We start from the raw sequence: 11,778 nt of genomic DNA, 5'->3' as shown, positions 1-11,778 counted from the left end.
CATCCGAGGCTGCGCGGCAGTCGACCCCATTCATCGCGCGTCCACTCGCAGGCCTCTACAGAATGATGACGTTTGCCCAAGAACGAACACTGAGCGCCACGTATTTGCCTAAGGCCTATCCCCTGAGTAGAATGCGATTAATTATCAATTATGTACTTGCCGGGATTCCGATGCGCAGCGATGAAACACTAGGCACTGCAGATCTAGGGCTGCTCTATCGCACCCACCACTCGTGGTTACACGGCTGGCTGATCCGACGCACTGGATGTCGCGATAACGCAGCAGATCTGGCGCAGGACACCTTCGTGCGACTGCTCAAATCCCGTCAGTCCAGCCCCTTGCGCGAACCACGCGCCTATTTGAGCAGTATCGCCCGCGGACTGATGATTGATCAGTATCGTCGTCGTGAACTCGAACGCGCCTACCTGGAAAGCGTCATGTTGCTGCCTCAACACGAGGTTCCCTCGGAGGAAAGCCGGCTGATGATTCTTGATGCGCTCGAGCGCATAGACCGCATGCTCAATATGCTTAAACCAAGAGTTCGCCAGGCGTTTTTGTTTGCCCGACTAGACGGTCTGACGTGCGCACAAATAGCCGAAAAGCTGGGGGTTTCCCGCGCGACCGTGGAGCGTGACCTTGCCACGGCCCTGCAGCACTGCTATCGCTTGCGTTATGTCGAGGCGTGAGCCGCAGGCGCTGGATCCGGCCATCGTTGAGCAGGCGATTCAATGGCTGGTGCGCCTTCGCTTCAATCAAGCCGATGAACAAACACAGCACACTTTTGAGCACTGGCTGCAACAGCGCCCAGAGCATGCGTTGGCGTGGCAGCGTGTGGAAACGCTTGGGGATGAATTCGCCGGCGTGCCACCTCAACTGGCCCGACAAACCCTTAATGGCACCAATCATGGAATCCGGCGGCGGGAAAGCCTGAAGCTACTGGGCATATTTGCTGCTGTTGGCACTGCAGTCTGGCTCGGCCGAGACTACACACCCGTACCAGCCATGCTTGCGCAGCAGCGCAGCAGCACCGGCGAGCAACGAAGTTTCCAGCTCAATGATGGCAGCCGTATCCAGCTCAATAGCGATAGCGCGGTCGACAGCGATTTCGACGCCCGGCGACGCCTGATCATCCTGCGACGTGGTGAAATCATCGTGAATGTCGGCGCGGATCAACACTCGCCTCAAGCACGGCCGTTCTGGGTGCAATCACGTGACGGGATCATGCGTGCTCAGAGTTCCCGCTTTCTGGCGCGCGAACGTGACGATGGCACGCTGGTCGCGGCTCAGGAAGGATCAGTCACCCTGTTCCCCGGCTCCAGTCAAACGCCTGCAAGCCGCAGCGTCGAGGCAGGAAATCAGCTGCTGCTCACAACCAGTGGCGTGCGAACGTTCAGTGACACGGGCCTTGATCTATGGAGCTGGGGTGACGGGGTGATCAGTGCGCGCAATATGCGCCTTAATGATTTCATCGTGGAGTTGTCGCGTTATCGCCCCGGGGTATTGCGTTGCGCCGAAGAGGTCGCTGATCGTCGCGTTTCCGGCACCTTCCAGCTCGCCGACAACGATCAGGTTCTGGCATTGATCGCGCAGTCACTGCACTTGCACGTAGATTACCGGACCCGTTATTGGGTCACCGTGACCGCCGCCACCTGAGTAAACCGAAACTTTTTGCTACCGGAAAATTAATGAGGTGGTTTCTCATTCTCGTTCGACCTCTAAGGAAGGCCGGAATACAGGCCAGTCTGCCGATGTCCTTTCTTGGAGCGAGAAAATGAGTTCGTCCCCGGTTTCACAGCGCCATCCATTAAATCGTGCCTTGCACGGTGCGATTTTGGGTGTGATCGTCAGCAGCTACGCATTGCCGTCGCTGGCGCAAACATCGAGCGCTGCCCCGCGCAATCAAGTCAAACAGTGGAACGTCGCTGCGGGCCCACTGGCGCCGGCGCTTGACCGCTTTGCGCGCGAGGCTGGCATCAGTCTTTCCTTCGACGCGTCGAGTGTCGCGAACCGCACCACTGCTGGCGTGAATGGCACGCTCGAAACGTCGGCAGCGCTGTCATCGTTGTTGCAGGGGAGCGAGTTGCAGATCGAACAGCAAGGCCCGAATGCGTACCTGCTGGTCCCTCAAGCAAAGACCGCCGGCCCGCTGGAGCTCGACGCAACGGACGTCGAGGACTATCGCCTTGCCCCCCTGATCATCAATGCCAAGGTCAGGGTCAGTGCCGACGACGATGCCAACTCGGTGGTCGCCAAGGAGCTCTGGGTTGGCGGCAAGGTGGCAACCAGCATTCTCAATACACCGGCATCGGTGTCGGTTGTTACCAACAAGGAAATGCAGCAACGCAGCGTCAGCACCACGGAAGAGGCGCTGCAATACACGCCGGGCGTGATCAGTGACTTCTACGGTACGGATGACCGCAACGACTATTTCCAGATCCGCGGCTTCCAGGCCACCACCTACCGTGACGGCTTGACCCTGAGTTCGATGCGCGGCGTACGCGAAGATCCATTCGCGTATGAGCGCATCGAGATTCTGCGTGGCGCCAACTCCACGCTGTTTGGCCCCGCGGATCCGGGCGGTTCGGTGAACTTCGTGACCAAACAGCCGCGTTTCGAGCAGTTTGGTCAAGGCTACGTGACCTACGGTTCGTTTAACCATGTAGAGACGGGCATCGATGTCGGGGATGCACTCAACGACGAGAAAACCGTAGCTGGCCGCTTTACTGCCAAAGGCCAAAACAGCGACCGTGAATACGATCACTCGCAGGACGACAACCAGTTGTTTATGGGTGGCCTCACTTGGGCACCGACGGATTACACGTCGGCGACGATGATTCTGGACTACCTCAAGACCGAAAGTTCGCCAAACAGCGGTGGCTATCCGCTGGACAAGGAATACGACCGCAGCAAGTTCTATGGCGAACCCAGCTATAACTTTCACGATGTCGAGCGCACCAGCCTCAGCGGTAACATCACCCATGACTTCGACAACGGCTTCGTGCTGCGCAGCAACCTGCGTTACAGCAAGTTGACCGATGATTTCGGCTACGTTTACCTCAGCGACAGCGCCGCACGTGTCGGTACGAGCGTTGACCGGTATCAGTTTGGCACGGACACCAAAGCCGACCAGTTCAACGGCAATCTGATGCTGCAATACGATGCCCGCTTCGAGAACATCGACAGCAGCAGCCTGGTGGGCGTGGAGTACCTCGATTCGACCACCAGGGAAAGCTCGGTCTACGCCCCGACGACCTCGATTGACATTGCCAATCCCGTGTTTACTGGCGTTTCACGCTCAATCACGCCGTATGCCGTCAACAAGCGAGACGCGACCACCAAGGCCGTATTCCTTCAGCAGAACCTGTCGTTCTACGAGCGTTTCATCGTTACCGGCGGTGTGCGCAACGACTCGATGGACCTGACCAGCAAAGGCTTGCAATCCACTGAGAAGGACAACTTCTCCGAAACCTCCTACCGAGGCGCGTTGACCTATATCGTCAACGACGAGGTGTCCACCTATGTGAGCATGGTGGAATCCGTCTCGCCGCCGCAGGTCGGGGTGACACCGCAGACGGGCAGGCAGTACGAGGTCGGCGTGAAGTATGCGCCGATGGGGATGGACGCACTGTTCTCCGCAGCCGTTTACGACCTGACCCAGGAAAACGTCACCATCGCCGTGGTGCTGCCGAGCGGCATCATTGAGCAACAGACAGTGGGCGAGTCGCGGGCGCGCGGCCTCGACCTGGAGGCCAAGGCGCAGGTGACGCAGAACCTCAGCCTGATCGGTGGCTATTCCTATATGGAGTCCGAGGTATTGCGCGGTTCGTTGTACGACGGCAGTTCCCTGAAGGGTAATGAGTTCTCCACGGCACCCAAGCATTCCGCTTCGCTCTGGAGTTATTACGACGTACCCGGCACTGATGTCAGCGTTGGCTTGGGTGCGCGCTACGTCGGCTCTTATTACTTCGATGCAGCCAACTCCGGCAAAAGCGATGGCACCACACTGTTCGACGCCGCCTTCAACTACAAGATCGCCAAGGGTACCGAACTTGCAGTGAATGTCAGCAACCTGCTGGATGAGCAGCACGTGGTCGGTTCCGGCACAGCGAACTTCTACAACCCGGGTCGGGAGATTACCGCCAAAGTGAGTTACAACTGGTAAGCCGGCGAGTAAGCCTTTTTTCCATATAGGAAACGGTGCCCGCTTTACCGCGGGCACCGTCAACCTGGCCATCAATCGGCAAGGTGATGCAAGGGTGTTCGATTTAAGTCGTTACGCGTCAGCTATAACTGCCCGCCATGCTGACCGCTTGTCGTCGACCGAGATAGCGCTGAACGTCAGAGCGCCCTGCCCTTGGTTATGCAGTACGCGTTAACGAATGTTGCCGTGAGCTGCAACGCCTGACGTATATCCGGTTTGGCGATTCCATGCCTGTTGGCAAATTGCTCGACTGCCGCAGTGTTAAAACGAGTGGTCTGGATAAAGTCCAAGGCTTCGGGTCTGGTATTCAAAAACCACGCGACCGGGGGAATACTCAGTAGCCACTTCAGCAATCGGAGTGAAATGTGATGCTTGGGGGACTTCAAGCCCAAAGGTTCAGCCACCTGCGCCAGGAGTTCTCGCAAGTTTGGAGTCTGATCATCAAGCGCCAGCAGTTCCTCGCCCACCATGGCAGGATCAAAAGCACAAGCGGCCACCAGCTCGACCAGATAATCCACGGTGACCAGTGGCAGCCAGTGCTCGGCGGTACCGGGCACGGCAGTCATCTTGCCCTGCACCAGGTTGCGTATCAGCGCCACCAGCGGCTGACCGTCAAGGATATGCCCCGTGCGGCTGTGACCACAGACCGTCGCAGGGTGCACAACAGTCATCTCCCCGCCCTTGGCCGACATGACTTCCAGAGTCGCAAAATGCGCCTCCAGTTTGCTTGCCTCGTAACCACCGACACGCCGGTAGACGGCGGGCCAATTCGTCAACTCCGGATGACGAGGATCAATGCCGATGCGTTGCAGATGTTCATGATTGTTCAGCATGTAGCCGCCGATCATCACCAAGCGGCTTTTTTGCTCAGCCGCCAACAGCGCCACACGCTTTGCCCCCTGCACATTCACCGCGCGCGAGTGCTCAACTGAAAGCCCCCATGCGAAGTGGGCGCCCAAATGGAATACGACGCTGGCGCGCCTCAGCACTTCCTGGTCAGCCAGACTCAGTCCGAGATTGTCCTGTTCCAGATCGCCAGCGACGGCAAATACCCGTGCCGCGCACCCGCCCAGATTATCAACTTGCTCGCGTAACGCAGCCAGCCGCTCCGGGCGACGCATCAACACCCGAAGGGTGTGACCTTTTGCACTCAGGTTCGCCAGCAAATGTTGACCGATGAAGCCAGTACCCCCTGTGACAAAACACTCCACGCTCATTTCCCTGTTCCTTGTTGAAGGTGAGAAATCAAGCGTAAAGTATCGACCCAACTCTACAGTCAAGCGGTGTTTTCATGAAAATCGGCGAACTCGAAATCCGCAGTGGCGCCAGCCGTCATACGTTGCGTTACTACGAGCAAATCGGCCTGATCTCACCGCTGCGGCAAACCAACAACTATCGCGTCTATACCGAGCAAACCCTGCAGGATCTGGACTTTATCCAGCGCGCCCAAAGCATGGGGTTTTCTTTGGGGGAAATAGGCGAGATTCTCGATGCGCAGCGCAACAAGCTGATCGATTGTGCTGACGGCGCGAAGCTGATTGAAAAGAAGATGGCCGAAATCAAACAGAAAATTGCCAACCTCCAAAGCATTCATCGATATCTGGATGTAGAGCGTGCGGCCCTCGAAGCGAGTGCTGCCAGGCAACTTGAGCTTCAACAACTGAGCGACGCTGCCAATCATTGAGTCTTTTGCGGTGCAGCTTGGTTTTTTATTGTCTGGGTCACGTTGCGGGCGAGTCGAGGCAGTTTGCCGAACAGCAAATGCCATGGGGAGGTCATGCGCAAAGTGTGATGTCGCGGCCATTTTCGACTGGGCGATGCCGGACTCTCGTCAGAGCGTCCGCCAACGTCACGATTGAAATGCCTTGCGACTCATGCCAAACGTTTTTCCACCCAGCGCCGATATTGCCGGGTGCGAAACGCCATGGCGATCTGCTGCAAAATCAGCGCGCGTAACGGTGACACCCCCGGATCAGGCTTTTTCGCCTGACTGAGTTTACCCAGCTGAAACTTCACCACCGCCATGTTCGCCAGGGCGGCGATGGCCTTGTTTTTCCAGGTGATCGGCGGCAATTGCGGGGCGTTGTCCTTGCCCTGCAGCCAGTCACGCGGCAGGTACGGATCGATGGCCAACGCGGTACCGATGCCGACCATGTCCACACCACTGTGCACGACGCTTTCGGCCACCGGACGACGGCGGATGCCGCCGGTGACCATCACTGGCATTTTGGCAACGGTCTGAAGGTCTCGGGCAAATTCGACGAAATAGGCCTCGCGAGCCAGGGTTCGACCATCGCGCGCCTCCCCCTGCATGGCCGGAACTTCGTAGCTGCCACCGGACAGTTCCACCAGATCCACGCCCAGATCGTTGAGCAGCTCAACTACCTTTTTCGCATCGTCAGCGGTGAATCCGCCGCGCTGGAAATCGGCGGAATTGAGCTTCACCGCCACTGCGAACTGCGCCGAAACCACTGCCCTGACGGCCTTGACGATCTCGACCAACAACCGCGCGCGGTTCTCCAGAGAGCCGCCCCACTCGTCCGTCCTTTGATTGGTCAGTGGCGAGAGAAACTGGCTCAACAGATAGCCGTGAGCGGCGTGGATTTCCACCCCAGTGAACCCCGCCTGTTCACCCAGGCGTGCGGTATTGGCAAAACGCTGAATGACGTCCTCGATCACACTGGCGGTCATCGCGTGGGGTGTGGCGAAACGCTTGGACAGTTTGCCCAGCTCCAGCGGTACCGCTGACGGCGCCCAGGTTTTCTGCCCGAGGCTGGACTGCATCTGGCGCCCCGGATGATTGATCTGCAACCAGAACTGCGCACCGGCAGAACGGCCGATCCGCGCCCAGCGCTTGAACTTGTCGAGTTGCTGATCATCCTGCAGCACCACGCCGCCCGGCCCGGTCATGGCGCGGCCATCGACCATCACGTTGCCGGTGATAATCAGCCCGGCACCACCGTCGGCCCACGCCTGATACAGACGCATCAGCTCTGCGGAGGGCGCCTGGTCGGCGTCCGCCATGTTTTCTTCCATGGCGGCTTTGGCGATGCGGTTCTTGATGGTCGAACCGTTGGGTAAGGTCAGGGGGTCGAACAAGCTCATGGGGCGGTCCTCAACTGGAGATGAGGCCACCATAAGATTGAAGTCAACTTTAAGGTCAATGACTTTTTTCAAGGTCATTCAATGTTGATTTCGCTCGACCCTGGCAAGTGCGTTACCAGATCCGCGCCCAACAACTGCGCAGGTGTGTAGGCACCGCCGGGTGGTGTTGTCTGCAACAGATAGCCGACCACCGCCAACGCAGCGTCGATCGTCAGGCTGTAAACGTTCGCGGTGTGCACGCGGGCGACTTTGCTTTCACCGCGCGCATTGCGGGCCTCGCCCCACACATAGGTGCCTTGGTCAGCACGTTTTGCCTGATCCGGGCCGGTGACTGTCTTGCCGATGCGCGCCTTGAGCAGCCGCTGCACAAACGACAGTCCCAGCAACGGACGAATCCAGTTGGCGAGCCTGGCGCCGCGAATCATCCCCGCCGAACCCGGTATGAACACCTCGATATTGGCGATGCCGGTGGTGTGCCAGGCGGTGGACACATCGCCCCAGGGGATGGTCATCGCCAGCTTCTCCCCGGCACCGAAATCGATACGCCGTACCCGGTAGGCCAGCGGCACGGAAACGATCTTGCCGTCACGTCGGACCTTGCCACCCTGCGCCAGGCCTTCGATTGAAGTCTTGGCAGTGCCGGGTGAAAAGCTTGAACGTGAATCGAAGCCCAGCGCCAGATGCGTCGCATCCGGCAGCGCGTCTTTCAGGGCGGCGGCAACGCAGTCGGTCGGGACTACATCGAAGCCGACGCCGGGGCAAATGACTGACCCCGCTGCCCGCGCCCGCTCATTCAGGGACTGCGCATGTTCGAATACGGCAATCTCGCCAGTGATGTCCAGATAGTGCGCGCCGGCCCGCAGGCAGGCCTCGATCATCGGCGCGGCGGTCGCGGAAAACGGCCCCGCGCAATGCAGAATCAAACCATGGCCCTTGATCTGCGCCAGCAACCGCGCAGGGTCGTCCAGACCGAACACCCGGGCTTCGAGACCCAGCTCCCGGGCCAACGCTTCGACCTTGTCGCGGCTACGTCCGGCCAACACCGGCCTGAGTCCACGCCTGACGGCATCGCGAGCGATCAGTTCGCCGGTATAGCCGTTGGCGCCATAAATCATCCATTTCATCGGTGTATCCGGTTGGTCTTGCTGACTCATGCCTGGCTCCTGAGTGGATTGATGACCGGCGTTATTGCCTTGCCCAATCAGCTTCAGACGCTAGCGTTAAAGTCAGGTTGAGGGTCAAGCGAAAGTCCGGTGGCATCAGCACAAATTATTCGCAGCAGCGGGGTTGACCTTAAAGTGAGGTTTAAGGTGAGCATGCTCCCACCTGCTTGCTCGATGTAGCCCGGAAGATGCTCAAGACCCTTGTTTCCTCTGCCCTGGTATTGATAGGTGGTGCTTTCATGACGTTTGCAAATGCTGAGTCGGCGGCTATCAAGGATCGCCAGATCCTGGTGATCATGACCAATCACGCCAGCTATCCCTCTCGCACCGATACCACCGGGTTGTGGCTGACCGAGCTGACCCACTTCACCGATGTGGTGGAAGCGGCCGGCTACACCACCGTGTTTGCCAGCCCCAAGGGTGGCGCGGTGCCTCTGGACGAACGCAGTCTGGGCTGGTTGTACATGGACAAGGCTGCGCGGGAGCACTTGCAGTCCCCTGCGTTCCGCGCGCGCCTGGCCAATACGCTGCCGATCGCCGAGGTCGATCCGTCCCGCTTCGGCGTCATCTACTTTACCGGGGGCCATGGCGTCATGTGGGACTTTCCCGACAACCCTGACCTGCGCCGTGTCGCCGAAACCATCTACAACCAGGGCGGCATCGTGTCGGCCGTGTGCCATGGCGTAGCGGGTCTGCTGGATCTGAAGGACAGCCAAGGCCAATTGATCATCAAGAACCGAAACATCACCGGTTTCTCTAACCGCGAAGAGCTGCTCTCGGGCATGAAAAATCAGGTGCCATTCTTTCTTGAGGACCGCTTGGTGAGCCAGGGCGCGCACTACCGCAAGGGCTGGCTGCCGTTCACTTCGTTTGCCATTACCGATGGAAGACTGGTGACCGGCCAGAACCCTCAATCGCCCAAGGCCGTGGCTGAAGCCGTGATGGCGGTGCTCAGCGCCGGCGCACGAACGCGCTGAATCTTTTCGTAGTGCCTACCCACCGGAGAACGTCCGATTGAAACTCGCGAGCGCCGTTTTAACAGGATTGCTGATCACCACTTTTGCCAACGCTACGTTGGCGGAGACACCTGAAATGCCCGATCTGACCGAGACCAACACCATCGACATTGCCGGCCATTCAGTACCCGTCGTCAAGGGTGGCCTCTATGACCGCTTTCGCTCCAATCCGCCGTTGTCGGTGATTGCCGCCGAAGTCCCGGGCGTTGATTTGAGCTGGTTCAAGGGCTTGGAAAAGCACAAGGTCGACATTGGCTTCGAGTCCTATTCCCCAAACTTCTACTACCAGAACAGTCGTGTCACGGCGATCTACACGGCCGACCTCGACCGGCTCCGGGCGTTGATGCCGCCCGAAATACTGGCCACCGTGCAGCCGCTGCAAGTCTGGCCAGGACGCGGCTTGATCGCATTCACTGCGTACACCTACGAGCATTGCGATAACGACGCCTATAACGAAGTTGCCGTGTCGATCATCACTAACAAACCCGGCAAAGCCAACCTGGGCCCGCTCACGTTGATTGGCCAGTCGATGTCAGAAGACTTCTGGGGTTATGTGCTCAAGTTGCCGGTCAATACCGAGCTGGCACGGGTGCGCGGAATCGTCGGTTACAACCTGCCGAAATGGCTGACCGGGATTGATCGCAAAGAAAACGGGCAATCGGTGATCTATGAGATCAGCGACAGCCAGACCGGCAAACCGGACGTGTCCTTCGCTGCGAAGAAGCTCGACAAACTGTCGCGCGATGAGGATATCGTCACCAGCAGTTTCACCAACCTCGATCACCAGGGCGAACTGGCCTATGGCTACGCGGTGTCGCGCCAGCTCAGCCACGGTTCCAGCCGGGACGCGGATGCCGCCACGCTGACACTGGGCGATGGCAGCCTGTCGAACTACTTGCGCGACTTGAATTTGGGGAAAATGCTCAAGTACGAATATGTCCCTGAGTTTCAGAGTGCGCTCTATGCGCCAAAACCGCTTGCCACGCTGGTTGGCAAGCGCTGAAAACTGTAACGCCCGTCAGGCTCTGGATGCCTGACGGGCGTTTGCTTTTCTTGCCGCAGCTGCTGGTTGCTTGGCGGGCGCAGAAGCCACGCCGTCTTCGCAAAGCCGTTGGATCAGCCTCTGCGCATTGTCCGCACACGCCATACCCGCAGGTTTGCCCTCGATCCCTTTGATGACCAGCAACAGTTGTTCCTTGTTCTGCGCCAGCCGTTGCTGCAGGACTTCGATTTCTTCGACCTTTTGCTTCAAGCCACTGAGCAACTGGTCGTGCTGCCAGCCACTCGCGTTCATCGGCATCAACTGACGAATTTCCTCCAGGGAGAAACCTGCCGCCTGCGCGCCGGTGATGATATGCAACACCCACTGTGTGTCGGGGGCGTAATCGCGATAGCCATTGGCTTTGCGCGCGACCGAAGTGATCAACCCGCTCGCCTCGTAAAAACGGATACGCGATGGCGCCAGTCCGCTGATTTTTGCCAGTTCACCAATTCTCATGTCCGACTCCGCAGCACGTTAACCTTTAAGCTGACTTTAAACCTGAAGGGGTGCAACAGCCAACACAGCAAATCAGGCCAACAACTCGGTCATCCACTGCACCTGTCGCGCAACCTCTTCCAGCTTCTCCTCGGGCACAGCCTGGCGCGCCTGTTTGAAGCTGTTCAGGGTTTTCTGTTGCTGCCTTAAAGAACGTTGCCATTTGGCGAGGAATGCCGGACTGCGTGCTTGCATCAGCAACGGGCCGAAGTACAGCTGTTCGGCGCTGTAGCGCACCGGCCCGCCGCGCTCGGCGACGATGATTTCGTAGAAGAAGCGGTTTTCCTGCAGCACTTCCTCGTCGAGGATGCGGTAGCCGTTGTCCATCAGCCATTGGCGCAAGGGCTGCTCGCCGCCGTTGGGTTGCAGGATCAGCCGCTCGTGACCGTGCAAACGCGCCTTGCCGCTGTCGAGGATGTCGCGAATCGTCTCGCCGCCCATGCCGCAGAGGCTGATCGCGGTGATTCCGTCATCAGGTTCGATCGCCGCCAGGCCACTGGCCAGACGCACGCTGATGTGCTGCTGCAGATCGTTGTCGCGCACCGTGCGCACCGCGGCATGGAACGGCGTCAGCGCCACCTCGCCGGCCACCGCCGCAACGATGGCGCCACGGCGCATCAGCACCACCGGCAGATAGCCGTGATCCGAGCCGATATCCGCCAAGCGCGCGCCGGCCGGTACATGCGCCGCCACCCGCTCCAGTCGCATGGACAATGTGTGTTCGTTCAACTGTCGCCCTCTTCCCCAGCCATCGCC

At 58.9% G+C, this 11,778-nt stretch carries 11 protein-coding genes; 6 read left to right on the top strand and 5 right to left on the bottom strand.

Annotation, left to right across the window (positions count from 1 at the left end; translation table 11 throughout):
* The first annotated feature begins 170 nt into the window (after positions 1 to 170).
* From AC1RBR_RS11790 to AC1RBR_RS11780, 3 genes are all read left to right on the top strand, one after another.
* Positions 171 to 686: a sigma-70 family RNA polymerase sigma factor gene (locus AC1RBR_RS11790; RefSeq protein WP_166497925.1), complete on the top strand. Its 516-nt coding sequence runs from the start codon at positions 171 to 173 to the stop codon at positions 684 to 686.
* Positions 673 to 1,653, top strand: coding sequence for a FecR domain-containing protein (locus AC1RBR_RS11785; RefSeq protein WP_492567228.1), 981 nt, complete (start codon positions 673 to 675; stop codon positions 1,651 to 1,653). The genes AC1RBR_RS11790 and AC1RBR_RS11785 overlap by 14 nt, the downstream gene beginning before the upstream one ends.
* 118 nt (positions 1,654 to 1,771) lie before the next feature.
* Positions 1,772 to 4,162: a TonB-dependent siderophore receptor gene (locus AC1RBR_RS11780; protein ID WP_492564492.1), complete on the top strand. Its 2,391-nt coding sequence runs from the start codon at positions 1,772 to 1,774 to the stop codon at positions 4,160 to 4,162.
* Positions 4,163 to 4,338: 176 nt separating this feature from the next.
* On the opposite strand, the gene AC1RBR_RS11775 is transcribed toward AC1RBR_RS11780, so the two are convergent.
* Complete coding sequence (locus AC1RBR_RS11775) at positions 4,339 to 5,418, bottom strand: SDR family oxidoreductase (protein WP_492564491.1); 1,080 nt, start codon at positions 5,416 to 5,418, stop codon at positions 4,339 to 4,341.
* Between the two features lie 74 nt (positions 5,419 to 5,492).
* Here AC1RBR_RS11775 and AC1RBR_RS11770 point away from each other — a divergent pair, with 74 nt between their 5' ends.
* Positions 5,493 to 5,885, top strand: a complete 393-nt coding sequence (locus AC1RBR_RS11770; RefSeq protein WP_095140111.1) for a MerR family transcriptional regulator — start codon at positions 5,493 to 5,495, stop codon at positions 5,883 to 5,885.
* 188 nt (positions 5,886 to 6,073) lie between these two features.
* Here AC1RBR_RS11770 and AC1RBR_RS11765 read toward each other — a convergent pair whose 3' ends face one another.
* Entirely contained in the window at positions 6,074 to 7,306 is a 1,233-nt protein-coding gene (locus AC1RBR_RS11765) for an NADH:flavin oxidoreductase/NADH oxidase family protein (RefSeq protein WP_492564489.1), read from the bottom strand.
* Positions 7,307 to 7,380: 74 nt separating this feature from the next.
* Positions 7,381 to 8,460 carry a saccharopine dehydrogenase family protein gene (locus tag AC1RBR_RS11760; protein WP_492564488.1) on the bottom strand — a complete coding sequence of 360 codons (1,080 nt, stop codon included), beginning with the start codon at positions 8,458 to 8,460 and terminating at the stop codon, positions 7,381 to 7,383.
* Between the two features lie 248 nt (positions 8,461 to 8,708).
* Between AC1RBR_RS11760 and AC1RBR_RS11755 the strand changes: the two genes are divergently transcribed.
* Positions 8,709 to 9,446, top strand: coding sequence for a type 1 glutamine amidotransferase domain-containing protein (locus tag AC1RBR_RS11755; RefSeq protein WP_492564486.1), 738 nt, complete (start codon positions 8,709 to 8,711; stop codon positions 9,444 to 9,446).
* Positions 9,447 to 9,483: 37 nt separating this feature from the next.
* Positions 9,484 to 10,488 (top strand): acetoacetate decarboxylase (ADC), encoded by a 1,005-nt coding sequence (locus AC1RBR_RS11750; protein ID WP_492564484.1) that lies wholly within the window; start codon positions 9,484 to 9,486, stop codon positions 10,486 to 10,488.
* Positions 10,489 to 10,503: 15 nt separating this feature from the next.
* On the opposite strand, the gene AC1RBR_RS11745 is transcribed toward AC1RBR_RS11750, so the two are convergent.
* Both AC1RBR_RS11745 and AC1RBR_RS11740 read right to left on the bottom strand, forming a co-directional pair.
* Positions 10,504 to 10,983, bottom strand: a complete 480-nt coding sequence (locus AC1RBR_RS11745; RefSeq protein WP_492564482.1) for a MerR family transcriptional regulator — start codon at positions 10,981 to 10,983, stop codon at positions 10,504 to 10,506.
* 72 nt (positions 10,984 to 11,055) lie between these two features.
* The gene (locus AC1RBR_RS11740) at positions 11,056 to 11,751 is read right to left on the bottom strand and encodes a tRNA (adenine(22)-N(1))-methyltransferase (protein WP_492564481.1); all 696 of its coding nucleotides are present in this window, start codon (positions 11,749 to 11,751) and stop codon (positions 11,056 to 11,058) included.
* Positions 11,752 to 11,778 lie beyond the last annotated feature (27 nt).

The organism is Pseudomonas sp. GW823-FHT01D03, from assembly GCF_058798255.1.
The sequence above is the reverse complement of the archived record's forward strand: the minus strand, read 5'-3'. Positions and strand labels throughout refer to the sequence as shown.